At 64.7% G+C, this 26,276-nt stretch carries 27 protein-coding genes; 16 read left to right on the top strand and 11 right to left on the bottom strand.

Going from position 1 to position 26,276, the window contains the following annotated elements; translation table 11 throughout:
• Window position 1: 1 nt before the first annotated feature.
• Window positions 2-2,116: a TonB-dependent siderophore receptor gene (locus ABT375_RS14745; protein WP_416463088.1), complete on the bottom strand. Its 2,115-nt coding sequence runs from the start codon at window positions 2,114-2,116 to the stop codon at window positions 2-4.
• Between the two features lie 211 nt (window positions 2,117-2,327).
• On the opposite strand from ABT375_RS14745, the gene ABT375_RS14740 reads away from it, so the two are divergent.
• A complete protein-coding gene (locus ABT375_RS14740) occupies window positions 2,328-2,618 on the top strand; it encodes a hypothetical protein (protein WP_261935630.1) in 291 nt (96 codons plus the stop codon).
• Window positions 2,619-2,631: 13 nt separating this feature from the next.
• Here ABT375_RS14740 and ABT375_RS14735 read toward each other — a convergent pair whose 3' ends face one another.
• The 7 genes from ABT375_RS14735 to ABT375_RS14705 all read right to left on the bottom strand — a co-directional run bounded on the left by ABT375_RS14735 (window position 2,632) and on the right by ABT375_RS14705 (window position 10,416).
• Window positions 2,632-3,681 (bottom strand): NADP(H)-dependent aldo-keto reductase, encoded by a 1,050-nt coding sequence (locus tag ABT375_RS14735; RefSeq protein WP_416463087.1) that lies wholly within the window; start codon window positions 3,679-3,681, stop codon window positions 2,632-2,634.
• A gap of 106 nt (window positions 3,682-3,787) precedes the next feature.
• The gene (locus ABT375_RS14730) at window positions 3,788-4,039 is read right to left on the bottom strand and encodes a hypothetical protein (RefSeq protein WP_416463086.1); all 252 of its coding nucleotides are present in this window, start codon (window positions 4,037-4,039) and stop codon (window positions 3,788-3,790) included.
• Window positions 4,040-4,067: 28 nt separating this feature from the next.
• Window positions 4,068-4,388 carry a PilZ domain-containing protein gene (locus ABT375_RS14725; RefSeq protein ID WP_416463085.1) on the bottom strand — a complete coding sequence of 107 codons (321 nt, stop codon included), beginning with the start codon at window positions 4,386-4,388 and terminating at the stop codon, window positions 4,068-4,070.
• Window positions 4,389-4,474: 86 nt separating this feature from the next.
• Window positions 4,475-5,194 carry a class I SAM-dependent methyltransferase gene (locus ABT375_RS14720; RefSeq protein ID WP_224547908.1) on the bottom strand — a complete coding sequence of 240 codons (720 nt, stop codon included), beginning with the start codon at window positions 5,192-5,194 and terminating at the stop codon, window positions 4,475-4,477.
• A complete protein-coding gene (gene prfB / locus ABT375_RS14715) occupies window positions 5,194-6,321 on the bottom strand; it encodes a peptide chain release factor 2 (RefSeq protein WP_224547907.1) in 1,128 nt (375 codons plus the stop codon). Before prfB ends, ABT375_RS14720 begins: the two co-directional genes overlap by 1 nt.
• A 97-nt stretch (window positions 6,322-6,418) precedes the next feature.
• Complete coding sequence (locus tag ABT375_RS14710) at window positions 6,419-8,962, bottom strand: penicillin-binding protein 1A (RefSeq protein WP_416463084.1); 2,544 nt, start codon at window positions 8,960-8,962, stop codon at window positions 6,419-6,421.
• A gap of 173 nt (window positions 8,963-9,135) precedes the next feature.
• A complete protein-coding gene (locus tag ABT375_RS14705; protein ID WP_224547905.1) occupies window positions 9,136-10,416 on the bottom strand; it encodes an N-acetylmuramoyl-L-alanine amidase in 1,281 nt (426 codons plus the stop codon).
• A gap of 522 nt (window positions 10,417-10,938) precedes the next feature.
• Here ABT375_RS14705 and ABT375_RS14700 point away from each other — a divergent pair.
• The 9 genes from ABT375_RS14700 (at window position 10,939) to ABT375_RS14660 (ending at window position 19,798) form a co-directional block, all read left to right on the top strand.
• The gene (locus ABT375_RS14700) at window positions 10,939-13,701 is read left to right on the top strand and encodes an Rne/Rng family ribonuclease (protein WP_416463083.1); all 2,763 of its coding nucleotides are present in this window, start codon (window positions 10,939-10,941) and stop codon (window positions 13,699-13,701) included.
• Between the two features lie 164 nt (window positions 13,702-13,865).
• On the top strand, window positions 13,866-15,215 hold the full coding sequence (locus tag ABT375_RS14695) for a M48 family metalloprotease (RefSeq protein WP_416464914.1): 1,350 nt from the start codon (window positions 13,866-13,868) through the stop codon (window positions 15,213-15,215).
• Window positions 15,216-15,217: 2 nt separating this feature from the next.
• Window positions 15,218-15,982, top strand: coding sequence for a DsbA family protein (locus ABT375_RS14690; protein ID WP_416463082.1), 765 nt, complete (start codon window positions 15,218-15,220; stop codon window positions 15,980-15,982).
• A gap of 207 nt (window positions 15,983-16,189) precedes the next feature.
• Complete coding sequence (rpmH, locus tag ABT375_RS14685) at window positions 16,190-16,324, top strand: 50S ribosomal protein L34 (protein ID WP_021317369.1); 135 nt, start codon at window positions 16,190-16,192, stop codon at window positions 16,322-16,324.
• A 32-nt stretch (window positions 16,325-16,356) separates the two neighbouring features.
• Window positions 16,357-16,770, top strand: a complete 414-nt coding sequence (gene rnpA, locus ABT375_RS14680; RefSeq protein WP_416463081.1) for a ribonuclease P protein component — start codon at window positions 16,357-16,359, stop codon at window positions 16,768-16,770.
• Entirely contained in the window at window positions 16,767-16,979 is a 213-nt protein-coding gene (gene yidD, locus ABT375_RS14675; protein WP_066599775.1) for a membrane protein insertion efficiency factor YidD, read from the top strand. The genes rnpA and yidD overlap by 4 nt, the downstream gene beginning before the upstream one ends.
• 32 nt (window positions 16,980-17,011) lie before the next feature.
• Window positions 17,012-18,715: a membrane protein insertase YidC gene (gene yidC / locus ABT375_RS14670; protein ID WP_416463080.1), complete on the top strand. Its 1,704-nt coding sequence runs from the start codon at window positions 17,012-17,014 to the stop codon at window positions 18,713-18,715.
• Between the two features lie 126 nt (window positions 18,716-18,841).
• On the top strand, window positions 18,842-19,483 hold the full coding sequence (yihA, locus tag ABT375_RS14665) for a ribosome biogenesis GTP-binding protein YihA/YsxC (protein ID WP_416463079.1): 642 nt from the start codon (window positions 18,842-18,844) through the stop codon (window positions 19,481-19,483).
• Between the two features lie 12 nt (window positions 19,484-19,495).
• Window positions 19,496-19,798, top strand: coding sequence for an alkylphosphonate utilization protein (locus tag ABT375_RS14660; RefSeq protein WP_224547898.1), 303 nt, complete (start codon window positions 19,496-19,498; stop codon window positions 19,796-19,798).
• Between the two features lie 7 nt (window positions 19,799-19,805).
• On the opposite strand, the gene ABT375_RS14655 is transcribed toward ABT375_RS14660, so the two are convergent.
• Window positions 19,806-20,387 carry a 2'-5' RNA ligase family protein gene (locus tag ABT375_RS14655; protein ID WP_416463078.1) on the bottom strand — a complete coding sequence of 194 codons (582 nt, stop codon included), beginning with the start codon at window positions 20,385-20,387 and terminating at the stop codon, window positions 19,806-19,808.
• A gap of 92 nt (window positions 20,388-20,479) precedes the next feature.
• Between ABT375_RS14655 and ABT375_RS14650 the strand changes: the two genes are divergently transcribed.
• The 4 genes from ABT375_RS14650 to ABT375_RS14635 all read left to right on the top strand — a co-directional run bounded on the left by ABT375_RS14650 (window position 20,480) and on the right by ABT375_RS14635 (window position 23,621).
• Window positions 20,480-20,926, top strand: a complete 447-nt coding sequence (locus ABT375_RS14650; RefSeq protein ID WP_416463077.1) for a pyridoxamine 5'-phosphate oxidase family protein — start codon at window positions 20,480-20,482, stop codon at window positions 20,924-20,926.
• Between the two features lie 4 nt (window positions 20,927-20,930).
• A complete protein-coding gene (locus tag ABT375_RS14645; RefSeq protein ID WP_411973996.1) occupies window positions 20,931-21,326 on the top strand; it encodes a DoxX family protein in 396 nt (131 codons plus the stop codon).
• Window positions 21,327-21,390: 64 nt separating this feature from the next.
• Complete coding sequence (locus tag ABT375_RS14640) at window positions 21,391-23,439, top strand: carbon starvation CstA family protein (protein ID WP_416463076.1); 2,049 nt, start codon at window positions 21,391-21,393, stop codon at window positions 23,437-23,439.
• Window positions 23,436-23,621, top strand: a complete 186-nt coding sequence (locus ABT375_RS14635) for a YbdD/YjiX family protein (RefSeq protein WP_224547893.1) — start codon at window positions 23,436-23,438, stop codon at window positions 23,619-23,621. The genes ABT375_RS14640 and ABT375_RS14635 overlap by 4 nt, the downstream gene beginning before the upstream one ends.
• Before the next feature lie 275 nt (window positions 23,622-23,896).
• On the opposite strand, the gene ABT375_RS14630 is transcribed toward ABT375_RS14635, so the two are convergent.
• Window positions 23,897-24,838: an XdhC family protein gene (locus ABT375_RS14630; RefSeq protein WP_416463075.1), complete on the bottom strand. Its 942-nt coding sequence runs from the start codon at window positions 24,836-24,838 to the stop codon at window positions 23,897-23,899.
• Window positions 24,839-24,932: 94 nt separating this feature from the next.
• The gene (locus ABT375_RS14625; RefSeq protein ID WP_416463074.1) at window positions 24,933-25,601 is read right to left on the bottom strand and encodes a S24 family peptidase; all 669 of its coding nucleotides are present in this window, start codon (window positions 25,599-25,601) and stop codon (window positions 24,933-24,935) included.
• A gap of 115 nt (window positions 25,602-25,716) precedes the next feature.
• Between ABT375_RS14625 and ABT375_RS14620 the strand changes: the two genes are divergently transcribed.
• On the top strand, window positions 25,717-25,902 hold the full coding sequence (locus tag ABT375_RS14620) for a hypothetical protein (protein WP_261935645.1): 186 nt from the start codon (window positions 25,717-25,719) through the stop codon (window positions 25,900-25,902).
• Window positions 25,899-26,270: a hypothetical protein gene (locus ABT375_RS14615; protein WP_416463073.1), complete on the top strand. Its 372-nt coding sequence runs from the start codon at window positions 25,899-25,901 to the stop codon at window positions 26,268-26,270. The genes ABT375_RS14620 and ABT375_RS14615 overlap by 4 nt, the downstream gene beginning before the upstream one ends.
• The last annotated feature ends 6 nt before the right edge of the window (window positions 26,271-26,276 follow it).

The following is a 26,276-nucleotide window of genomic DNA, read 5'->3' as shown; positions in this document are numbered from 1 at the left end:
GTCAGAAACGGAAACCGACCGTGCCCATCACGTTGCGCGGCGCGCCGACGAAACAGTCGCCCCGCGCCAGGCAGGACGCATAATAATGGTTGTTGAGCAGGTTGGTGGCGTTCAGCGCGAAGCGCCAGCTGTTCCAGTTGATCTCCGCCAGCGCATCGACCGTGGTGCGCGACGGCGTGACGATCGTATATAGCGCGCCGACAGGAATGGCGGCATTGAATCCATAGGGATCGACAAGACCGGTCGAGACGCTCTTGCCACTATATACGACGCCGCCGCCCAGACGCAGTTGAGCCTCGCCGGAAAGGCCGAACGTCTTGGTCGACCAGACCGACGCCGTATGACGCGGCATATAGTCGAGGCTCGTGTTGGTTTCCGACTTCAGCTTCGAATAGCCATAATTGGCCAGCAGTTCGAAATTGCCTGGCAGGGTATGGCTGGCCTCGATCTCGAACCCCTTTGTGCTGAGCACCCCGGACTGAGTGGTAGAATCATTGGCGCCATACAGGACGCGGTTGCGCTCCTTGATCTTGAACATCGTGGCTGTGACCAACGTGCTGGCGGCCGGTTGCCACTTCACGCCCGCCTCATATTGGGTGCCGGTCTGTGGGCGGTAGGCATCGCTCGGAATGCCGCCTGGCAGTTGAATTCTACCCGCAACCGGCAGGAAGCTTTCGGTATAGCTGAAAAAGGGCGAGATGCCGGCGCCGATTTCGCCGATGATGCCGGCGCGGAACGTGGTGGCATTATCCTTTTGGCCCGATGAGCCGGTCACATGGTCGCGACGGGCGCCCAGCACGACCGAGACGCGATCGTAGAAACGGATCTGGTCCTGGACGTAAACTCCAAGCTGTTTTTGCGTTTCCGCGGCGAACGGACCGGTAGCGTCATAGGTTTGAAGCGTACCATAGTCGATGTCGTAGAGATCAACGATTTCGCTGCCGTAAACAGTCCGCTTGGCCACCTTGTTCCAGCTATAGTCGATGCCAACAAGCAGCTTGTGTTCGATATTGGCGCCGGTGTTGAAATTGACCTGGAGATTGTTGTCGGTCGAGAAGACGTTCATTCGCGCATCGCTGGCGCTGGCGGTCAGGCCGATCGTGCGCCCATCCGTACCATAGACCGAGAAGGGGTCCTGCGGATTGGAATAGCTGTCGGCATAATGGGTGTTATATGCCAGATCGCTGTCGATATAGCGGGCCTTCAGGCTGAGCTTGATAGCATCGGAAAAGCGGTGCGTGATGGAGCCGCCGCCCTGCAGCGAGCGACCGGCATAGCGGTCCCAGCCCGCCTTGCCGACGAAGGTGTAGCGCCCAAGCTGCTCGCCTGCGACCGTGTTGGGGCGGAAGGTGCCGACGATCGGCAGGAATTGCGAGGTCGATCCGCTATCGTCCTCCTGATAGAGGCCGGTCAGCACGATGTCGGTGTCGGGCGTCGGCTGCCAGCGGATCGACGGCGCAAACATCACGCGGTCGTCGGGCACATGATCGACATAGGTGTCGGCGTCGCGAGCGCGGCCGACGAAGCGGACCGCCAGGTTATCGGCCAGCGCGACATTGACGTCGCCCAGGACTTCCTTGCGGTCATAGCTGCCATAGACGAGGTTCAGCTCGCTGCCGGTGCGGAACTCCGGCGTCTTGGAGACGAGGTTGACGAGGCCGCCGATCGATCCCTGGCCGAACAGAACGGAGGCCGGACCGCGCAGGATTTCGACGCGCGAGAAATTATAGGGGTCCGACGTGACGCTGGCATAATAGCTGAAAATGTCGCGCATGCCGTCGCGGAACTGGAGCGCGTCCAGGCCGCGCACGTTGAAGCCGTCCACCCGTGTGTCGCGGCCGTAGGGATTGGCCAGCACGCCGGCAGCATATTTGACCGTGTCGGAGATGCTGATCGCGCCCTGCGACAGATATTGTTCCGACGTAATAACCTTGATCGGCTGGGGCAGTTCGACCAGCGCGGTGTCGGTCTTCGAGCCGGTCGTGGCTGCGGTGACGATGATGCTGTCCTGCATCTGATCCGCCGCTGCGACGGCGGCTCCGTCCGCGGCATGAGCCACCGTATGGCACAACGCCATGCCCGCTGCGCTGCCCAGCGCGATCCATTTTACCTTCATTCCAACGCCCCTTATTCGTGATTCGATTGGCTCGCGGCGTATAGATAATGCGACATATTATCAATAGCATGATGTGATATTGGCGCGAAATCGCGCTTGACGCGTTTTTCGTCGCGCGCAGTCGCGCTTCACCCCTTTCCTACAAGGCGCAATGAACTCAATGGCTTGTAACGCGTTATGGGGGAGTGACGGCGGGGAATGGAGGCAGGCGATGGCGATTTCTGTGCGTTTCCCCGACGGCAGCTGGCGTGACGTTCCCAGCGAATTGCGCCCCATCGATCCCGTAACGACCGGCATGAAGAGCCGCTTTCGCCATGTCCCCGTCAACTGCGATCCGCAATGGCGCTATCTGCGTGTCGCCTCGATCTGGCACGCGCGTCCGCGCCGTGGCAGTTTGGCGATCCTCACCCCTTCCGTCGACGACTGGTGGCTCGGCATAGCGGCGATGGCGGACACCCCCGCTTCCTCGGACAAGGAATCCCATTCGCCACGCGCCGCCTGACGATAGACTCTCGTCAGGGACAGGGATCGGGCAGCACGCGATGCACCGTTTCGATCGCCGCCAGTTGCTCATCGGTCAGGCGGATGGCCGCGCTCGCGATATCGACCCGTAACTGCTCCAGGCTGGTCGCGCCAATGATCGTCGATGTGACGAAGGGCTGGGCATGGACGAAAGCCAGTGCGAGCGTCGCCGGGTCCAGGCCGAAGGCATGGGCGACCGCCACATAGCGGGCGCTGGCGACCGGCTGGTTGGGCAGGTCGTAGCGCACGAACTGGCGCGACACGTCGCGGCGCGAACCCGGCGGAATGACCCCGCCCAGATATTTGCCGGTCAGATTGCCGCCCGCCAGCGGCGAATAGGCGAGCAGCCCCACATCCTCGCGCAGGGCGAATTCGGACAGGCCGATCTCGAAGATTCGATTGAGCAGGTTGTAGGCGTTCTGGATCGACGCCACCCTCGGCAACCCCTGATCGCGCGCAAGCCGCAGATATTCGCCCAGCCCCCAGGGCGTCTCGTTGGATACGCCGACGTGGCGGATCTTGCCGGCCTGGACCAGGTCGGCCAGCGCCTCCAGCGTCTCCTGGATCGGCACCGTGTCGGGACCGTCGGCCAGCGCACCCAGGCCGCGCGCGCCGAAGGACGGCACCGGCCGGTCGGGCCAATGCACCTGATACAGATCGATATAATCCGTCTTCAACCGCTTCAGGCTGTCATCGACCGCCTGATGGATATTGCGGCGATCCAGCCGGTTGTCGCCGCCCCGAAATTGGCGGATCGGATCGCGCGATGGCCCCGCCACCTTGGTCGCCAGGATGATGTCGTCGCGCTTCCTGCGCCCGGCGATCCAGTTGCCGATATAGGTTTCGGTCAAAAATTGCGTGTCCGCGCTGACCGGCGTCACCGGATAGGCTTCGGCCGTATCGATGAAGTTGACGCCCTCGCCGATCGCATAATCCAGCTGGGCGTGCGCCTCCGCCTCGCTATTTTGCGATCCCCAGGTCATGGTGCCCAGACAGATCAGGCTGACCTTCAGGTCGGTGCGGCCGAGCGTGCGATATTCCATGCGATCCTCTCGAAGCTATTGGGTTGCGTCTTACCGACGGGCTGGCGGAAGGAAAGAGGGTCGCAGGCGCTTCACCAAAACTCATCGACCTATGAGGCAGGCAGGGTCAGCCCTGTTCGGTCAATTCCATGAAGTTGCGCGCCGCGTCCCGGTCCGTCGCATCCTCGAACACGACCTCCAGGTCGGGCGCATCGCCAAGCAGGAACAGCAGCGACCAGAGCGCGAACCGCCGCCCGCGATCCTCCTCCAGCCCCAGGTCGACGCGCATCCGCTCGATCCCGGACTCCATCGCCGCGGCAGGCAGGCTATCGATCTCGGTCGTCCCGAAATAGCGCTGGAGCTGATCGTCGAAATGCATCGCTGCCGACCCTACAGCAGCCAGTCCCTCAGGAGCAAGCCGCGCCGCCGTCGAGTATCGCGCGCAAGGCTGTTTCGGGCAGCGGCACGTCGAACCGCACGCCAAAGCGCTTGGCCCGCACCCATATGACATGCGCAACCGCCGCCAAGTCTTGGAATTCGATGATGACGCCATCGCCGATCCGCGGCGGCCGTTCGGCGTGGAGCAACGCGCCCGACACCGACAGGTCCAGCATATGGGCGCGCCGAAGCACCCCGGCATGGCGCAGCGCCAGGGGTTCAAACAGCTTGTGCCGCGCAGCACCCCGCTGTCGCATGTCCAATGCCGTGAAAGACCCTCGATCGGTCATGCCGCAGCCTCCCTGAATGATCTTTACGCCATCGGGCCATGCCGGCTTCTCAACAAGCAACATTAGGCAAAAATTAACCCTGCGGTTCAGCCCTGAAAGGCGCAGGGGACGATGCTGGCCGGGTCGGGCCGCGCGGCGATGCGCCGGAAACGGGCCAGATAGCCGCCCGCGGTCGGTTTCGGGATCACCTGCTCCATGCGGAATCCCATCGCCGCCAGTTCGCAGGCCAACAGGCGCGGCGGCGTGCCATGCTGGTCGGTCGGCCGGTTGGCATCGACCACGATCAGTTCGCCGTCCTTCTTCAACGCCGGACTCATGTGCCACAGAAAGGCATAGGGTTCGCCAATCTCATGATACATATGGACCATCAATATGCGGTCGAAGCTGTTCTCCGGCAGCTTGGGGTCTTCCGGCGCGCCCAGCTTCACGCTGACATTATCCCATTTCTCCCGGGTGATGCGGCGCGACAGCGCCTCGATCACCTCGGGCATGATATCCTCCGCCAGGACGCGACCCTTGTCGCCCACCCGTCTGGCGAGACGCACGGTATAATAGCCCTCGCCTGCGCCGATATCCGCGACGGTCATGCCGGGGCGGATGCCCGCCCGGTCCATGATATCTTCCGCCTCGTTGACCCGGTCGCGCGCTTCCTCGCTCGACCAGCGGGTCGACACGATCGGGGCCACCGGGCGGTCGGCCTGCGGAAAGGGTGCCGCCACGGCGGAGCGATGCGAATCCTTGCCGCCGCCAATCTGGTCGCAGGCGGCCAGCAGGACAAGCACGCCCGCCATGACCGCCCGGATCATCAGTCCACATCCTCCACATCGACCTTCTCGCCGGTCACCTTCTGCGACAGGGCAGCGGCCATGAACGGGTCGAGCGCGCCGTCCAGCACATCGTCGGGCGCGGTCGAGGTAACGCCGGTGCGCAGATCCTTCACCAACTGATAGGGCTGGAGCACATAGGAGCGGATCTGGTGGCCCCAGCCGATTTCGGTCTTGGCCTGATAGTCTGTATTGGCCGCTTCTTCGCGTTTGCGCAGTTCGGCTTCGTACAGGCGCGCCTTCAGCATGTTCATCGCCGTCGCGCGGTTCTTGTGCTGCGATCGGTCATTCTGCGATGCGACGATAATGCCCGACGGGACGTGGGTGATGCGGACCGCCGAATCGGTGGTGTTGACGTGCTGCCCGCCCGCGCCCGATGCGCGATAGGTATCGATCTTGAGGTCGGATTCCTTGACCTCGATATCGATATTGTCGTCGATCACCGGATAGACCCACACCGATGAGAAGCTGGTGTGGCGGCGCGCGGCGCTGTCATAGGGGCTGATGCGGACCAGGCGGTGGACGCCGCTTTCGGTCTTGGCATAGCCATAGGCGTTCTCGCCCTTGATCAGGAAGGTGGCCGACTTGATGCCCGCGGTTTCGCCGGCCTGATAATCGACCAGTTCCACCTTGTAGCCGCGCCGTTCGGCCCAGCGGCGATACATGCGGGAGAGGATTTCGGCCCAGTCCTGGCTTTCGGTCCCGCCAGCCCCTGCATGGATTTCCAGATAGGTGTCGCTGGCATCGGCCTCGCCGGCCAGCAGCGCCTTGATCTTGTCCTCGTCCGCCCGGTCGGCCAGCGCCTTGAGCGACGCGATGGCTTCGGAAACCATTTCCTCGTCGCCCTCGGCCTCTGCCATTTCGATCAGTTCGGCATTGTCGCTCTTGCCGCCCTCGATCGCACGGGTGGCGCCGATCGCGCTTTCCAGCCGGGTGCGCTCGCGCATCACCTCCTGCGCCAGCTTCGCATTGTCCCACAGGGTTGGGTCCTCGACGCGCGCATTCAGCTCGTCCAGTCGGCGCAGCGCGCGGTCCCAGTCGAGGAAGCGGCGCAGCAGGTCCAGCGCGGCGTCGATACGGTCGATATATTGCTGCGCTTCGGCGCGCATGGGGAGTCTCCAGAAATGTCGTGGCGTCTCAACGCATCAGGCGACTGCCCCTATCCGAGGGCGGCAGATTTGGGAAGAGCGTAGGCCCGACGGCACCTTAGTAGATTCCGCCCTGTCCTTCCAGGAAGTCGGCGTCGGTACGGCGGCGACCGCTCGACACGGCGCGGTCGGCGCGGCTTTCGGCGACCTTGGCCTGTTCCTCCGCTTCCTCCTTGCGGATCGTGCGGCGCGGTTCGGATTCGGGCTTGAACGCTTCCCAGATGACCGCGGCCTTCGGCTCGCTGGTCGGCCAGGCGCCATAGACGCGCTTGCCCGACCGGCGGTCGATCGCAACCATGCGCACGCCCGCCGGGGCGACGAAGGGCGTCTTGGGCATGGTTTCCAGGATCGGCGCCATCGCCGCCTTCCAGATCGGCGCGGCGATGCGGCCGCCTTGCGCCCAGCCGCCCAGGCTTCGTGGCTGGTCGTAGCCGATATAGACGCCGGCGACGATATCGGGCGATCCGCCCACGAACCAGACGTTGGTCGGGCCGTTGGTGGTGCCGGTCTTGCCGAACAGCGGCCGGCCCAGATCGGCCAGCACGGTGGCGGTGCCGCGCTGGACCACGCCTTCGGCGATGTGGACGACCTGATAGGCGGTCATCGGGTTCATCACCTGCTTGCCCTCCATGCCGAAGCGGGGCATCGGCTTGCCGTCCCAGTTCGCCATGTTGCAGCCGTCGCAGGCGCGCCAGCGCTCCGGCCAGATCACTTTGCCGCGCCTGTCCTGCACATAATCCATGACCTTGGGCGGGAATTGCCGTCCCTGGTTGGCGAGCGCGGCATAGGCGTTGACCATCCGTTCCACCGTCGTCTCACCCGCGCCCAAAGCGAAGGAGAGATAGGGCTGATAGTCGCCGATTCCCATATTCTTGATGGTGCGCACGACCCGGTCCATGCCGGTCTGGCTGGCGGCGCGCACGGTCATCAGGTTGCGCGACTGCTCCACGCCCCAGCGCATCGTCTGCGGCCCGGCGCTGCCGCCGGAGAAGTTGCGGAAGCATTTCTGGCCGAGGCCCGCGCCCTGATAGACGCACAAGGGGCCATCGACGATGATCGACGCCGGGGTCATGCCATTGTCGAGCGCGGCGGCATAGACGAATGGCTTGATGGTCGATCCCGGCTGGCGCAGCGCCTGCGTCGCACGGTTGTAGGAGGACAGGCGCGAATCGAAGCCGCCCTGCATCGCGCGGATGCGACCCGAATGGACCTCTTCGGCGACCATGCCGCCCGACACTTCGGGGATGGAGCGCAGCGCCCAGCTCGATCCGTTGCGCGCCACGACGATCAGGTCGCCGGGCTTCATCGCCGAAAAGGCAGGGCCGCCGATCTTGCGATACGGCATCTGCGCCGATCCGGCGGGCAGCGCGCCGGTGCTGCCGTCGGCAAAGCCGATCTGCGCCTCGGACGAGGTCCGGCTGATGACGACGGCGACGCGCCATTGCGCATAATCGACGTCGATATAGCTGGCCGCCAGTTCGCGTTCCCAGCCATTGTCGATATTGATGTGGCCGACCGGACCGGACCAGCCGCGTCCGGCGTCGAAGCGGAGCAGGCCGTTGCGCAGCGCGGTGGCCACGCTGTCCTGCACCACCGGATCATAGGGGCTGCGCACCCACAGGCCGCCGGCATAGACGCTGTTGGGGCCATCATCGGCCTTTTCGCCGAACAGGCCGATCAGGCGACGGCGCACCTCCTCCATATAATAGCCGCCGGCGCGGGCGTCGAAGCTGGAGCCATGGGCGGCCACGGTGCCGAGCGGCTGGGCCTGCGCCGCCGAACGCTGGGCCGCCGTGATCCAGCCATTTTTCTCCATCTCGCCCAGCGCCCAGTTGCGCCGGTCGAGCGCGCGGGCATGGCCGCTTTCGCTTTCGGGGCGGTAATTGGCCGGCCCCTTGGGCAGGATGGCGAGATAGGCCATTTCAGGCAGGGTCAGGTCGGCGACATCCTTGTCGAAATAGGCGCGCGCGGCCGCCTGCACGCCGTAAGCGTTGCGGCCGAGGAAAATCTGGTTGAGATAGAGTTCGAGTATCTGCTGCTTGCTCAGCACATTTTCCATGCGGTAGGCGAGGATCATCTCCTTCACCTTGCGCGTGGGCGAATATTCATCGCCGATCAGCAGGTTCTTGGCCACCTGCTGGGTGATGGTGGAGCCGCCGCGCGCGCGCTGGCCCGACCCCAGCTTGCTGGCATAATCGACCACCGCGCCGGCGAAGCCGGGAATATCCACGCCATGATGTTCGAAGAAGGTCTTGTCCTCCGCCGCCAGATAGGCGCGGATCAGCAGCGGCGGATAATCGCTATATTGGAGTTGGACGCGGCGCTCGCGGGCATAGCTGTGCACCGGCTGGCCATTGATATCGCGCACGATGGTGGGCAGAGGCGGTTCATATTCCAGCAGCGTCGCCGCATCGGGCAGGCCGCGCGCGAAGATGAGCCAGAACAGGGCGCAGAACAGCGCGAAGCCGCCCAGCAGGATCGACGTCCAGCGGAACCAGCGGCGTTGCCATAAGGGACGCAGACGGCCGAAAAAGCCCCCCGCGTCGCGGCGCAGGCGATAGGCGAAGGACGACGGGGCGGGTTCGGAACGGGCCTCTTCCATAGGGAAGAGGCTCTAGGGTCAAATTATCGCCAAGACCAGTGGGCATGACGCGATCCGCCGCAACTCTTGCCCAAACCGAACCCACCTCCGTTCGCCCTGAGCCTGTCGAAGGGCACGCGCAACGCCCTTCGACAGGCTCAGGGCGAACGGTTTTTGCACTTTTATGGCTGCGTTCAGCCGCCAGCCGCCCCGTCGCGCATCGCCAGTTTGCGGGCGAAATGCACCTCGATCGCGCGGGCGACGCCGCGAGCGATCTTGCCCTGTCCCTCGCGCGAGGACAGGAAGGCGCTGTCGTCGGCGTTGCTGATATAGCCGGTTTCGAACAGGATCGACGGCGTGTCCGGGGCCTTGAGCACCATCAGCGAGGCGAAGCGGTGATAGGCGCTGCGGAACGGCACATAGGGCGCCGCCTCCCGCTGCAACAGCCGCGCAAAATTGGCCGATATGTTCATCGATTCGCGCTGCGTCAGGTCGATCAGGATGGACGAGACGTCACCCGACTGGCCGCCCAGATTGACGCCGTTGATGATGTCCGCCTTATTTTCCCGCGCCGCCAGCCGTGCCGCTTCGCGATCGGACGCCGTTTCCGACAGCGTATAGACGGTCGCACCATGGGCTTCGGTATTTTCTGCCGCATCGGCATGGATCGAGATGAACAGGTCCGCGCCCAGCTTGCGGGCGATGCCATAACGTTCCTGCAGCACCAGGAATTTATCGTCGTCGCGGGTCAGCGCCACGCGCACCCGGCCGGACTTGACCAACTGATCGCGAATCGCCTGGGCGATGGCCAGTGTCACGTCTTTCTCGCGCTTGCCATTTTCCTTGTTGATCGCGCCGGGATCATGGCCGCCATGGCCCGCGTCGATCACCACCAGCGGCCGGGCGCCGTCATGCGCCCCCTCCACCTGTGGCAGCGACACGCCGCGCGCCGCGGCGGGGATCGGCACGGTGATCGAATGGATGCGCTTTTGCGGACGCGCCGCCATGTCGGCAGGGCCGTCGAAGCGCGTGCGCCCCTTGCCCACTTCGGCGCGGAACCGGCTGTCGCTCACGCCCTGTAGCGAGAAGCTGAGCGACTTTCCGTCCTGCGCCAGCCGCGCATTGCCCAGCGTCGCCGGGGTGGAGAGGTCCAGCACCACGCGCGCCGTGTCGCCGCTCAATTGCCCCTGGCGCACCGCGGCGATGGCGCCGTTGCCCGGCGTGAACCGCCCCCTGCCCATTTGCGCGCCGTTGATGTCGAGCGCGATGCGGCGCGGCGAATCCAGCAGAAAGGCCGAAGCCCCGTCCACGCGGTCGTCGAAGCGCACGACGACGGTGTCATCCTGCACGTCCACGCCGGATATGCCGCCGGCGCTGCCGGGGACCGCCATCAATATCGTGCCTGCCAGGGCAATGCTTTGGAGCATACGCCGCTTGTGCGACGCGCGCCTGTCGGCCGTCCAGCCAAATTTCATTTGGGCTAATCCGTTCAGCGTCCCCACGCTAAATTCCGGATTAAGCATCGCTCCTTGTGGCCCGGTAAAATGAGAAGGTTAACCCGTCCTTCACGATGAATAGAGCATCGATAGCCCGACCGGCGGACACGGCATTATATTTCAGGCGGCCGTTGCCCCGTCGGTATTTGACTGCTACCCATTCATATTCCTGAAAGACTTGCCGATATCATGGCAGCCTTGCGGGGCAATGAGACAGGCACCGGCGGAGGCAGCATTTGCCCCCCGCAGTGTCGTAAACAGGTTGACGCTGCATGAGGCATGATTTCCATTCCACGCTTGCCCCGGTCACGGGCGATGCGGCGTGGATGGTCCGGCCCGGCGATTTGTCCGGCCCTGCCGACGCAGCAGACGCGCATAATTTCCTTCAAACCTGGACGATGCCGACATCCGCGCCCTTAACGGAGCGCGCCCGGCCGTCCCTTCACTATCGCGTGGCGGCGCGGCCCTGTGCCGCAGCCCGTCCACGCCGGAGATATATAAATGACAATGCGTATGCTGATCGACGCGCGCCACCGGGAAGAGACCCGGGTCGCGGTCGTCAAGGGTAACCGGATCGAGGAGTTCGACTTCGAGTCCGCAGAGCACAAGCAGCTCAAGGGCAATATCTATCTGGCCAAGGTCACCCGCGTGGAGCCGTCGCTCCAGGCGGCGTTCGTCGATTATGGCGGCAACCGCCATGGCTTCCTTGCTTTCAGCGAGATTCATCCGGATTATTACCAGATCCCGCGCGAGGACCGCGAGGCTCTGTTGCGCGAAGAACGCGCCCACGCCGAGGAAGAGGCCGCGCTGCGCGCCGATTTCGACGATGACGACGAAGACCATGACCATGGCCCGGCCGAAGGCGGCGTCGAATATGTCGAGGCGCCCCATCATCATGACGATGAAGAGCCGGGCGAAGACGCCGAACAGGCCGAGGGCGAAGCCGGCAACGACGGGGCCAATGGCGATCGCGGCGGCCGTCGCGGTGGACGCGGTCGTGGCCGCGGCGGCGACGAAGCCGCCGACGAACTGCGCCGCAAGCGCATGGCGCTGCGCCGTCGCTACAAGATCCAGGACGTCATCAAGCGCCGCCAGGTGCTGCTGGTCCAGGTCGTCAAGGAAGAGCGCGGCAACAAGGGCGCGGCGCTGACCACCTATTTGTCGCTGGCCGGCCGCTATTGCGTGCTGATGCCCAACACCAGCCATGGCGGCGGCATTTCGCGCAAGATCAGCAATGCGGCCGACCGCAAGCGGTTGAAGTCGATCATCGCCGAAATGGCGCTGCCCTCCTCGATGGGCTGCATCGTCCGCACCGCCGGCCTCCAGCGGACCAAGCCGGAGATCAAGCGCGACTTCGACTATCTCGCCCGCCTGTGGGACGAGATTCGCGAAAAGACGCTGAAAGCCGCAGCGCCCGAGCTGATCCACAACGACAGCGACCTCATCAAGCGCGCGATCCGCGATATCTATAACAAGGATATCGAGGAAGTGATCGTCGAGGGCGAGCATGGCTACAAGGCCGCCAAGGACTTCATGCGCCTGCTGATGCCCAGCCATGCCCGGCGGGTGAAGCAATATGCCGATCCGGTGTCGCTGTTCCAGCGCGCCAGCGTCGAAGAGCAACTGGCGGCGATGTACAACCCCGTCGTGCAGCTCAAGTCCGGCGGCTATCTGGTCATCAACCCGACCGAAGCGCTGGTGTCGATCGACATCAACTCGGGCCGGTCGACCCGCGAACATGGTATCGAGCAGACCGCCGTCGCCACCAACCTAGAAGCCGCGCGCGAAATCGCGCGCCAGTTGCGCCTGCGCGACATGGCCGGTCTGGTCGTCATCGACTTCATCGACATGGAGGTGAACTCCAACATCCGCAAGGTCGAGAAGGCGATGAAGGAGGCGCTGAAGGACGATCGCGCCCGCATCCAGGTCGGCCGCATCTCCGGCTTCGGCCTGATGGAAATGAGCCGGCAGCGCCTGCGCACCGGCGTGCTGGAAGCATCGACCCGCCAGTGCCCGCATTGCGAAGGCACGGGCCTGGTCCGCACCGCATCGTCGGCGGGCCTGGGCGCGCTGCGGATGCTGGAAGAAGAAGCGGCGCGTGGTCGCGGTAGCCTCATCACCCTGCGCGCCAGCCAGGAAGCGGCCTTCTACGTCCTCAACAACAAGCGCGCCGAACTGGACGAGATCGAGCAGCGCTATGGCGTGCGCATCGAAATCCTGCCCGATGGCGAGATCGAGGGCGCGCGCATGTCGGTCGAGGCGAGCGGCCCACGGCCCGAACGTGTCGTGACCTATGCGCCGCTGCCGGAAGAGGACGACGATCTGGACGTCATCGAGGAGGAAGAGGAAGAGGTCGAGGAGGCCGAAGCCGAAGCCGAAACCGAGCGTGAAGAACGAAGCGATCGCAGCGATCGCGGAGACGAAGATCGTGACGGCGGCCGTCGTCGTCGTCGTCGCCGTCGCCGTCGTGGCGGCCAGCGAGAGGATAATCGCGCCGAGGAAGACGCCAGCGAGAATGGCGATGCGGAAGCCGAGGGTGAAGACGAAGCCGTCGCGACAGCCGAAGACGCGCCCGACGCATCGGCGCCAGCTGCCGCCGCGGGTGATGACGAGGATGGCGGCGCGCGTCGCCGCGGTCGTCGCGGTCGCCGTGGTGGTCGCCGTCGCCGCGAAGGCGGGGAAGGCGGCGAGGACGTTGCAACCGTCGAAGCGGAAGCTGGCGAACCGGCGGAAGCGGTTGCGGCAGCAGTCGAGCCGGTCGCCGAAGCCGTGGTCGAGGCGGCGCCCGCCGAAGAGGCGCCCAAGACCCGTCGTCGCCCCCGCGCCCGCAAGCCCAAGGCGGATGTCGAGCCGGTAGCCGCAGTGGCCGAACCCGTGGTCGAGCCTGTGGCGGAAGCCGCCGCCGAACCCGCGCCGGTCGACGCCGCTGCCGAGGAGGCGCCGGCCAAGCCCAAGCGCACCCGTCGCAAGAAGCCCGTCGCCGATGCTGCGGAAGCGGATGTTGCTGCGCAGGAAACCGTGCCTGCCGTCGAGGCGCCCGCTGCAGAGGAAGCGCCGGCCAAGCCCAAGCGCACCCGTCGCAAGAAGCCCGTCGTCGCGGATACAGAGGTCGAGGCCGCTGCACCCGCCGTCGAAACGGTGGCGCAAGCGGCCGCGCCGCAAGCCTCCGTTGCCGAAACCGCCGACGCCGCCAATGGCGAAGACGGCGTGGGCGAGGATGGCGAACCCCGCCGTGGCTGGTGGCAACGCACCTTCGGCCAATAAGGCCGGACTTAGGCTGTTATGAACAAACGCCGCTGCCCATCCGGTCCCGACCGGTGCGCAGCGGCGCTTTTCGTTGCTCCCTGCCTCTTCACGGCAGGTTCAGGCCGACCTTGGCACGAAGCCGCCGTGACGGTCTGCCCCTCTTTGCCCATGGCGCGCCGCTGATGCGGGCGCGGCTCAAAATTTGCGTGCTGGCGATCGCCGCGCTCGCCTGCACGGCGCAGCCAGCGGTGGCCCAGCAAATATTGCGCGATGCCGAAACCGAAGCCTTCATGGCCGACATGTCGGGCCAGTTGGTCAAGGCCGCCGGCATGGAGCCGAAAAACGTCCAAGTCCTCGTCATCAACGACCCGGAAATCAACGCCTTCGTCGCGGGCGGCCAGATCGTCTGGGTGCATAGCGGGCTGATCGCCCAGGCCGACAATGTGAACCAGTTGCAGGGCGTCGTTGCGCACGAACTGGGCCATATCGAAGGCGGCCATGTCGTCCGCTTCGGCGAGGGGATCAAGGAGGCCACCGGCGTCACCCTGCTCAGCCTGGTGCTGGGCGCGGCCGCGATCGCGGCGGGCGGGGCGGAAGCGGGCATGGGCATCATGGGCCTGGGCCAGCAGGCGGCGATGACCAAGTTCCTGGCCTTTTCCCGCGGGCAGGAAAGCTCGGCCGATCTGGCCGGCGCGCGGTACCTGTCGAAGGCGGGTCTCAGCGGCAAGGGCAGCCTGGAATTTTTCAAGAAGCTGCAAAATCAGGAATATCGCCTCGCGATCCCGCAGGACAACAGCTACGGACGCACCCATCCGCTGTCGGGCGAGCGCATCAACGTGCTGCGCGAAGTCTACACCGTCGATCCGGCCTGGGACCGGCCGCCGGACAAGGCGCTGGAAGCGCGGTTCGAACGGATCAAGGCCAAGCTGATCGGCTTCGTGTCCGAACCCACCCAGACCTTGCAGAAATATCCCGAAACCGACCAGTCGATCCCGGCCCATTATGCGCGCGCCTATGCCTGGCATAAGAGCGCCTATCCGCAAAGGGCGCTGGACGAGGCGGACGCCCTGCTCGCCGCCGCACCGCATGACCCCTATTTCCTCGAACTCAAGGGCCAGATCCTGCTCGAGAGCGGCCGCCCGAGGGACGCGGTGGCGCCGCTGCGCGAAGCGGTCAAGATCACCAACCAGCCGCTGATCTCAGTGCTACTCGCCCACGCTCTGATCGCGACCGAGGATGAGAGCAATTTCGCCGAGGCCGAGCAGGTGCTGCGCCTTGCGGTCCAGCGCGACCGGGAAAATCCCTTTGCCTGGTATCAGTTGGGCGTCGTCTATGAACGGCGCGGCGACACGCCGCGCGCGGCGCTGGCGACGGCGGAACGCTATGCGATGATGGGCGAACATCCCATGGCGCTGCGCAGCGCCGACGCCGCGATGCAGGGATTGCAGGCCGGCACGGTTGACTATCTGCGGGCGCAGGATATCGCGATGACATCCCGCGCCGCGATCGAGCAGCAGCGCAAGAAAAGATAGATATGACAGACCAGACCCGGCCCAGCTTTCGCGCGGCCCTTTCCAACAGGACCATACAGATGACCCTTGGCGCCCTCGCCCTGACCGCCATTGCCGGCGTCGCGCTGGCCGCGCAGGCGCCCGCCAGCGTCAACGCCAGTGACAAGGCCGCGATCGAGAAGATCGTCCACGACTATATTCTGGAGCATCCCGAAATTATCCCGCAGGCGGTGGAGAAGTTGCAGGCCAAGCGCATGTCGAGCACCATCGACGCCAGCCGCAGCACGCTCGAAACCCCCTATGCGGGCGCCTGGGAAGGCGCGGCCAATGCCGATGTCACCGTGGTCGAATTTTTCGACTATGCCTGCGGCTATTGCCGCGCCTCTCTGCCCGACCTGGCCAAGCTGGTCGCGAACGATGCGAAGGTGAAGGTCGTCTATCGCGAACTCCCCATCCTGTCGGATGAAAGCAGCGCCGCGGCAAAAGTTTCGCTGCTGGCGGCCGAGCGCGGTCAATATATGGCCTATCACAAGGCGCTCTACGGCGCGGGCAAGGTGACGCGCGACACGATCGTGGCGGCGGCGGCCAAGGCGGGCATCACCCGGTCGGAAGCCGAAACCGCAATCGCATCGAGCAAATATGACGCCGAAATCCAGTCCAACATCGCGCTCGCCCAGAAATTGCAGGCCAGCGGCACGCCGACCTTCGTGATCGGCGGCCAGGTACTGAACGGCGCAGTGGGCTATGACGCGCTCAAGGACGGCGTGGCGAGCGCGCGGGGGAAGTAATCCTCATCCGTTCGCTTCGAGCGTGCCGAGAAACGGGAAGCGCTCCGCTTCGTTTCTCGACGTCACTCGAAACGAACGGACTCTTCCGGCCTCAGCCATTGACTTCGCCCCCCCTTTTGCCTATCGGACGCCCCCTGACTGGCGGCCGCTGCTTTGGCGGCCCTTTTTTGTCACGCCTGATTCTCTAGTTGTTTTGAGGAATGAACGATGAAGCGCACTTTTCAGCCGAGCAATCTGGTTCGGAAGCGCCGTCACGGTTTCCGCGCGCGCATGGCGACCCCCGGCGGCCGCAATGTGATTCGCGCGCGCCGTTCGCGCGGCCGCAAGAGCTTGAGCGCCTGATCGACGCGCCGCCGTCCGCTGCGCCTGCCGTCATGAGCAGGCGTGCGGATTTTCTGGCGGCGAATCGCGGACGCCGCGCGCCCATGCCGGGATTCGTCCTGCTGGTGCGCGAACGCGGCGATGGCGATCCGGCGATGCGTATCGGCATCACGGTCACGAAGAAGATTGGCGGCGCCGTCATCCGCAACCGGATGAAGCGCCGCTTTCGCGTTCTGGCGCGCGCACTGCTGCCGGCCCATGGCATTGCCGGCGCGGATCATGTGCTGATCGGCCGCGAAGGCGGGATCGAACGCGACTTTGCGCTGCTGCACGCCGAACTGGGCAAGGCGCTCGGCAAGATCATGACGCGCCCGGTCGATCCGCCGCGCGGCCCGGCACGCCCCCGCAGTGGCAAACCCGCCAAAAAGAGCGATACGCCCGCGGCGCGTTCAAGCGAACAGCCGTGATCGGCCGCCTGCTGATCCTGATCGCGCGCTTCTGGCAACTCGGCCCTTCGCGCGTCCTGCCCCCTACCTGCCGCTACGCCCCCTCCTGTTCGGAATATGCGATTCAGGCGATCCGCAAATATGGCGCGATCAAGGGTAGCTGGCTGGGGTTCAAGCGGCTAATGCGATGCCACCCATGGGGCGGGTCGGGCTACGACCCGGTCCCCTGACCCGATAGACATAAGACGGCGGAGCCGAACACGTGGACGACAAGAAGAATATCATTCTGGCGGTGCTGCTGACCGCGGCGATCCTGTTCGGCTGGCCCTATGTCTCGCATTATGTCTTTCCCGCGGCCAATCCGCCGGCGACGAAGATCGAAGGCGGCAAGACCACCCCGGTTGCGGCCCCCGGCACCGACACGGCCGACGGCCCTGCGACGATTCGCGACCGCGCCATCGTGCTGAAGGAAAGTCCGCGCGTGCCGATCCGTACGCCCAAGCTGACCGGATCGATCAACCTGCGCGGCGCGCGCATCGACGACATCGTGCTGCCAACCTATCGCGAGACGATCGCCAAGGATTCGCCCGCCGTTCGCCTGTATAGCCCCAGCGGCACGCAGGATGCCTATTTCGCCGGCTTCGGCTGGCAGGGCGAAGGCCTCAAGACGCCGAACAGGGACACGCTCTGGACCGCGCAGGGCAGCGAACTGACGCCGACCAGCCCGGTGACGCTGACCTGGAACAACGGCGCGGGCCAGACTTTCGAAATCCGCCTGTCGGTCGATGAAAATTACATGATCTCGGCCGCGCAGAAGGTGTCGAACAGCGGCGCGGGCGCGGTGGACGTGAAGCCGTACAGCTATATCAGCCGCACCGGCATCCCCAAGGACCCCGACACCTGGACCATCCATGTCGGCCCGATGGGCGTGTTCAACGGCGCGGCCAATTATGACGTGAACTACAAGGATCTGGACAAGGGTCCGTCGACCCAGAGCTTCCAGTCCAAGGGCGGCTGGATCGGCTTCACCGACAAATATTGGCTGTCCGCGCTGGTTCCCGGCGCCGACGCCGATTTCGCCGGCCAATTCCGTAAAGGCGCCGGCACACAATATCAGGCGGACGCCGCGCTCGGTTCGACCATGCTGGCGCCCGGCAAGGCGGCGACGCAGAGCATTCGCCTCTATGTCGGCGCCAAGGAAGTGAAGACGCTCCAGGCCTATGAGCGGAACGGCGTGAAGCTGTTCGACCGCGCGATCGACTGGGGATGGTTCTACTGGTTCGAACAGCCGATTTTCGCGCTGCTCCACTGGCTGTTCGAAACGCTGGGCAATTTCGGCGTGGCGATCATCTGCCTCACTTTCTGCGTCCGCGCGCTCATGTTCCCGGTCGCCCAGCGCCAGTTCGCCAGCATGGCGGCGATGCGCGCGGTGCAGCCCAAGATGAAAGCGCTGCAGGAGAAATATAAGGACGACAAGCCGCAGCTGCAGCAGAAGATGATGGAACTGTACAAGCAGGAGAAGGTCAACCCGCTGGCCGGCTGCCTGCCCATCTTCATCCAGATCCCGATCTTCTTCGCGCTCTACAAGGTATTGCAGTTGACGATCGAAATGCGGCACCAGCCCTTCGTCCTGTGGATCAAGGATCTGTCCGCGCCCGATCCGCTGCATATCTTCAACCTGTTCGGCCTGCTGCCCTTCACCCCGCCCTCTTTCCTGGCGATCGGTGTGCTGGCGCTGCTGCTGGGCATCAGCATGTATTTCCAGTTCAAGCTGAACCCGGCCCAGATGGACCCGATGCAGCAGCAGATCTTCTCGATCATGCCGTGGATGATGATGTTCATCATGGCGCCGTTCGCGGCCGGCCTGCTGGTCTACTGGATCACCAACAACTGCCTGTCGATGGCGCAGCAATGGTGGCTGTACAAGCGCCACCCCGTGCTGAGCACGGCGAGCGCAGCGAAGTAAGCCAAGCACCACGCCCGTTCGTTTCGAGCTTGTCGAGAAACGGGTGCCAATGGCCCTCGACAAGCCTGTCCGGAGCGACTGCTGCAAGCAGTCAGTCGAAGGGCTCGAAACCGAACGGAGTGTGGAATGACGGACCAAGATAACGCGGACTTCATCGAGGAAGCGCGCAAGCTCTTCAGCGGGCCGATCGCCTTCCTCAAGTCCGCGCCCACGCTCGACTTCCTGCCCGACATGGACGTGAACGAAGTCGCCTTTGCGGGCCGGTCCAATGTCGGCAAATCCTCGCTGCTCAATGCGCTGACCAACCGCAACGGCCTGGCCCGCACCTCCAACACGCCAGGCCGGACGCAGGAACTCAACTTCTTCGACGTGGGCGAACCGCTGCGCTTCCGCTTGGTCGACATGCCGGGCTATGGCTATGCCAAGGCGCCCAAGGACATCGTGCGCAAATGGAAGTTCCTGGTGAACGACTATCTGCGCGGGCGCGCCTCGCTCAAGCGCGCGCTGGTGCTGATCGACAGCCGCCATGGCATCAAGGATGTCGACAATGACATGCTCGACATGCTCGATGGCGCGGCGGTCAGCTATCGCATCGTCCTGACCAAGGCAGACAAGATCAAGGCGAGCGAATTGGCGGCCGTGACCAAAGCCACCGCCGACGCGATCCGCAAGCGCCCCGCCGCCCATCCCGACATCATCGTCACGTCGAGCGAAAAGGGCATGGGCATCCCCGAATTGCGCGCCGCGGTGCTGCAAAGCGTGACCTAGGGATAGATGGCCATGGCCGACGACGACTATGTCTATGACGAAGCCAGCGGCGAATGGATCAGCGCGGCGAACGCCGCAGCGGCAACCGATGCCATCGATCCCGTCGAAGTCCGCGATTCGGTCGGCAATTTGCTGGCCGACGGCGACCAGGTCACGTTGATCAAGGATCTGACCGTCAAGGGTGCGGGCCAGACGTTGAAGCGCGGCACGCTCATCAAGTCGATCCGCCTGACCGGCGACGCCCAGGAAATCGACTGCCGCTATGACGGAATCAAGGGTCTGGTGCTGCGCGCGGAGTTCGTCCGCAAACGCTGAGAGGCCGTCAGAACAGGCTATATTGCGCATCGCCCTTTAGCGGCCAGCAGCCCACTATCTCATGCCGGGTGCGGCCGACATGGCTGCACAGCAGCACCACTTCCTCCACATGCCAGCCGAACCCGTCGATGCGCCGCTGCTGCGGCCGCCCGTCGCTATAGTATAGGGTCTGGTGCGGGCTGAAGCTCCAGCCCGGACGCGGCGTCGCCCCGGCGCGCGCCATCGCGGCGGCGACCTGTTGTTGCACCTTCTTCAATCCCGCAATGCTGCGCGATGGCCGTAGGGCCGCCGACCGGCCGCCAAAGTTCACACCGTCCATCAGCAGGTCGAACGGCTCCGCCATGATCCCCGCCGCTGCCCGGCGCAGCGCCTTGATAAGTTCATAGGGATAATCCGGCCAGTCGGTCGTGATGCCGAGCGTGACATGCTGATGTTCGGGACGGATGCGGTCCGCCCCCGGCGCCAGCGTCGCGGCGAAATGGTCGATCTGCCGCGCGACGACCGGCGGCGGCTTGAGCGCGAAAAAGGGGCGGTAAAGCGGCGCGGCTTTCCATGGCGGCAACTCCCGAATCATATCCGATATGTTCATTATATGTTCTTATGAACAGGAGTCGAATCCGATCGATGGAACCCGACTCGCCCTGTCCTGCGTTAAGACCCGATCGAGCAGAGGAGATGCACATGGTGCAGCACACGATGGCCAGCCTGGCCGAAAAGATGCAGCATATCGATTTTGCCATGCTGTCGACCCATACGGATGATGGCCATATCGGCGCTCGTCCGATGAGCAACAACCAGGATGTGGCCCATGGCGGCGACAGCTATTATTTCACCACCGAAGACACGCTGATGGTCCGGGATATCGAGCGTGACCCGCGGGTCAGCCTGTCCTTCCACGGCAAGAGCGGGCTGTTCGGCCAGCGCCCGTTGTTCATCGCGTTGGAAGGCCGCGCCGACCTGATCCGCGACCGCGCCCGGTTCGAGGAACATTGGAACCCCGATCTGGAGCTTTGGTTCGAGAATGGCGCCGACACGCCTGGACTGGTGATGATCCATGTCCATGCCGAACGCGCCCATTATTGGGACGGGCAGGATGAAGGCGAGCTTGAAATCGACGTGATGCATTAAGGCCGTGCGCGGCCGGACCATCGCCCGACTGGTGCTGGCCGCCGCCTACGCCTTTGCCGGCATTGCGCATCTGACGCGGCCCGGCGGTTTCATCGCCATCACGCCGCATTGGGTACCGATGCCCGACACTGTCGTGGCGTTGACCGGTGTGGCGGAACTGGCGGGGGCGCTGGGTCTGATGATCCCCGGTCTGCGCCGCGCGGCCGGGATAGGCTTGGCACTCTATGCGCTGTGTGTGTGGCCCGCCAATATCAATCATGCGCTCAACGACATCCCCCTGGGTGGGGTGCATCTGAGCTGGTGGTATCACGGCCCCCGGCTCGCGTTGCAACCCGTCATCATCTGGTGGGCGCTCTGGGCCAGCGACGTCATCGACTGGCCGTTTCGGCAGCGCCGCTAGGCGGTTGTGTTTCGGAGGGGGGGGATTAGGGTGCCGACGTCCCCCCAACCGCTCTGGAGCGCATGTGACCCGGCACCTACCCTGGATTTTGACCGCTTGTCTCGGCGCGATCGCGCTCGGCGTCGTCGCGGTGTCGCGCGGCGAGGCGGTCAACGCGCTGTGGATCGTGGTCGCGGCGGTCTGCTGCTTCCTGGTCGCCTATCGCTATTATGCGCTGTTCATCGCCCGCCATGTGATGCGGCTCGACCCGGCGCGCCCCACCCCGGCGCTTCGCCGCGCCGATGGCCTCGACTATGTCGCGACCGACAAGTCTGTCCTGTTCGGCCATCATTTCGCAGCGATCGCGGGCGCAGGACCATTGGTCGGGCCGGTGCTGGCCGCGCAGATGGGCTACCTCCCCGGCACATTGTGGATCATCGTGGGGGTCGTGCTGGCGGGCGCGGTGCAGGATTTCATGGTCCTGTTCATCTCCATGCGCCGCGACGGCAAGTCGCTGGGCGAACTGATCCGCATGGAAATGGGGCAGGTCGCCGGCACCATCGCCCTGTTCGGCGCCTTCATGATCATGGTCATCATCCTGGCCGTACTGGCGCTGATCGTGGTCAAGGCATTGGCGGAGAGCCCCTGGGGCATGTTCACCGTCGCCGCCACCGTGCCGCTGGCCATGGCGATGGGCGCCTACACACGCTGGATCAGGCCCGGCCGCATCGGCGAAGTGTCGCTGCTGGGTCTCGTCGGCCTGCTCGCTGCGATCGTCTATGGCCAGGCGGTATCGCTGTCGTCGGTCTGGGGTCCGATCTTCACCTTCACGCCGGTCCAACTCTGCTGGATATTGATCGGCTATGGTGCGGTCGCTTCCGTCCTGCCGGTGTGGCTGCTGCTCGCGCCGCGCGACTATCTCTCGACCTTCCTCAAGATCGGCGCGATCGCGGCGCTGGCCATCGGCATCGTCATCATGGCCCCGCCGCTCAAAATGCCTGCCCTTACCCAGTTCGTCGGCGGCAACGGCCCGGTCTGGTCGGGCGGCCTCTTCCCCTTCCTGTTCATCACCATCGCCTGTGGCGCGGTGTCGGGCTTCCACGCGCTGATCGCCAGCGGCACCACACCCAAGCTGATCGCAAGCGAAGCCCATGCGCCGATGATCGGCTATGGCGCGATGCTGATGGAGGCGTTCGTGGCGATCATGGCGCTGGTCGGCGCGTCGATCCTGGACCCCGGCATCTATTTTACGATGAACAGCCCGGCCGCGCTGATCGGCACCGATGCGGCCAGTGTATCCGCCGCCGTCACCGCCATGGGCTTCCCGATCTCGCCCGACCTGATCGCCCAGACGGCGAAGGATGTCGGCGAACATAGCATCATCAGCCGCGCGGGCGGCGCGCCGACGCTGGCGGTGGCGATGGCGGAAATCTTCAGCCATGTCGTCGGCGGCCCGGCGATGAAGGCCTTCTGGTATCATTTCGCGATCCTGTTCGAGGCCTTGTTCATCCTGACCGCCGTGGACGCCGGCACCCGCGCCGGGCGCTTCATGTTGCAGGATTTGATCGCGCTGGCCGTGCCGTCCTTCAAGGACACGACCAGCCATGTCCCCGGTATCGTCGCCACCGGCCTGACCGTCGCGGCGTGGGGCTTCTTCCTCTATCAGGGCGTCACCGATCCGCTGGGCGGGGTGAACACACTCTGGCCGGTGTTCGGCATCTCCAACCAGATGCTGGCGGCGATCGCGCTGATGCTGGGGACGGCGGTGCTGTTCCGCATGAAGCGGGACAAGTTCGCCTGGGTGACTTTGGTCCCTACCGTCTGGCTGCTGATCTGCACCCTGTCGGCGGGCTGGCTCAAGCTGTTCGCGGCCGATGCCAAGGTCGGCTTCCTCGCCCATGCGGCGAAGTTCAGCGCGGCGGCGGACGCAGGCAAGGTGCTGGCCCCGGCCAAGTCGATGGCGGAAATGCAGCGCATCATCTTCAACGACCGAATCGACGCCGCGCTGGTCGCGCTGTTCCTGGCGGTGGTGCTGGCGCTGCTCTTCTTCACCGTCCGCACCTGCCTCGCCGCCCGGCGAATCGCGGCCCCAACCGCACGCGAAATTCCTTCGCAACTGGTGCCGGCCGAATGAGCGGGTTGTTCGATACCCTTCGCCGTACCGCGCGACTCATGGTCGGGATGCCTGACTATGACGCCTATCTGCGCCACATGGCCGCGCATCATCCCGAGCGTCCCGCGATGAACCGCACGCAGTTTTTTCGCGACCGGCAGGAAGCCCGCTATGGCGGCAAGAATGGCGGCCGCTGTTGCTGAAAATATCCTGTCGAAACAAGGCGGATAGCGACTCTTGGCGGAAGTCGTTATCCGCAGAATATCGCAACTCTTGTAATATTACGACTGTAAAATCGGATGGCACGACAAGAAATTTCGCAAATACGTCGTTAGGGGTATTGATCCATCCCGCCGCTTTGCTAGGGCGCGCCATCCTTTGTGCCCGACAGCGTAAGGGATGTGTCCCCTGCCCATCCCTTACGGCAGGGGGCACGCATCGCCCTTAGCATCTGGGCATCAGCGCGAGGTTCGCGCCATCAGATGTTTTCCATCCGATGAGCAATCGCTCGGACGTTGAACCCGGCCACCATCCCTGCCGTGATCGACAGCGCGATTTCCGCCGCGCCGATCGCGCCGATATCCAGCCCGGCCGGCCCGTCGATACGGGCAAGATCGTCGGCACCAAAGCCCATCGCCCCTAGCCGCTCCAGCCGCGCCGCATGGCTCTTGCGCGATCCCAGCGCCGCGACATAACCCGTCGATGCGCGGAGCGCCGCCACCAGCGCAGGGTCGTCGATCTTGATGTCATGGCTCAATGTCACCACCGCGGTTGATTCGCCCGGGAAGCGCGCCGCAATCGCCTCGTCGGGCCAGCGGTCGTCCAGTTCCACGCCGGGAAAGCGCTCCGCCGTCAGGAAGCGGCCGCGCGGGTCGATCACCACCGGCGTCACCCCGATCGCCTGCGCCAGCGGCACCAGGCTCTGGGCGATCTGCACCGCGCCGACGATCAGCAGACGGCGCGGCGGATCGTAGCGATTGAGGAAATCCCCTTCTCCCGCCGCCTCGCGCGTCACGCCGCTGTCCAGGTCGGTCGCCAGCGTCAGCGCCCGGCCGCGCGCGCTGGCGGCGGCGATCCGGTCGAACAATCCGGGCGCGAAGCCGGCCTCGCTCACCGGCTGGACCAACACCGCGATCTCGCCGCCGCAGGGCAGTCCGACCTCCCAGGCGTCGCCATCGGCGACGCCATAGCGTTCGACATGGGCAGAGCGGCCGCCGATCACTTCCGCAGCGCGCTGCAGCACGGCGCTTTCGACGCAGCCGCCCGAAATACTGCCTTCGAACCGGCCATCGGCGTGGACGATCATATGGCTGCCCCGCGGCCGCGGCGCCGATCCCCAGGTCGACACCACCGTCGCCAGCGCCATGCGCGCGCCGCGCCATTCGATCGATTTGCGGATAATCGATTCATTATCGTTCAATCGGAATTCCCGGAAGTTCTGAAACTTCGTCCATTTCGTGCCTATGATAGGAACCGCCATACAGGATGGGATGCGGCCCCGCGCAATTCAACGCCTAATGCAAGCGCCTGCCGCTCCAGACGACCCGGCCGACAATATCCACCAGCGCCGGATCGATATCCGCCCAGTCGGGATAGTGCGGATTGTCGCTGACCACGCTGAACCAGCCGCGCCGCGGCCCCATGGCGACCCGCTTGACCATCAGCACGCCGTCCAATCGCAGCACGTAGACGCCATCGCGCAGCCGGCTGGCGTCATCGTCATGATCGACCATGATATCGTCACCGTCGTTGAGCGTCGGCGCCATCGATTCGCCATCGACCCGGATGATCGACACACGCTGCGGCCGCACGCCCAGATGGCGCAACCAGCGCGCGTCGAACGCCATCACGCCCGCCGCCTGCTCATCCTCGTCCAGCGACCCTTGCCCCGCAGACGCGCCCAGCGCCAGACGCGGCACCGCGACCACCGCAGGGATGCCGCGCACCCGGACGGGCGCAGCGACCGGCGGCGTCGCGCCGCCCAGCATCTGTTCGGGTACGCCGAAATAGCGCGCCAGCACATGGCGATCCTCCTCGTCCAGCTTGCGCGGAGTGCCGCGCTTGATGAACTGCTGGATATAGGCCGGATTGCGGCCGATCAGCCGGGACAGATCGGCATAATTTTCTCCCCGATCGGCAATCAGTCGATCGAGCGCAATCCGGGCATGTTCCGATTCATCCATATCCAATCCATAATGATAGGAATTTTCCTAGACAAGTAGGAAATTGGCTTAGAGATAGGAATAAACCTATCGACTTGCAGCGGGCGAGTCGCACTGAACGGGGAGAAGAAGGCCAATGTTGCTGCGTATGATCGAGCAATTTCTTCGCGAATTTCAGATGCCGCCGACCAGGTTCGGGCGCGAATGCGCGCGCGATCCGCGGCTGGTTTTCGACCTGCGCCTGGGTCGGGAACCCGGCGATCGCGTAAGAAGGCGAGTAGAACATTTCATGAACAGTTATCGCAGGAGCATCAGCCAATGACAAGCATGGATCATGGGTTCGGCGCGGCCAACCTCATCCGAAATAAAGCAATAGGAAATCGGCGCACGAACCCGCTGCCGTCTCTTCTGGCGCAGTTGCTCGTGCGGGCGGGTCAGCCCGCCATCGTCGAACGGGCGGTCAGCCGGCCCTGGGCCAGCGCCCTGTTCGAAGGGCAACGCCACAACGTGCGACTGCGCCTGAGCGGCGACGATTTCCCCGAACGCGGCACGGCCTTCATGACCGGCCTGGCCGACGTCGAATGGGTGCTGCCGGGTCATTTCGTTGCCGACATCAGCGTCGACGACGGCGATGCGGACATGGAGAGCGTCTGGCTGGAATTGTCCGCCCTGACGATCGAAGACTGGTAGACCTGC

It is taken from the genome of Sphingomonas sp. VDB2 (assembly GCF_047946695.1).
GTDB lineage: Bacteria > Pseudomonadota > Alphaproteobacteria > Sphingomonadales > Sphingomonadaceae > Sphingobium > Sphingobium bisphenolicum.
The sequence above is the reverse complement of the archived record's forward strand: the minus strand, read 5'-3'. Positions and strand labels throughout refer to the sequence as shown.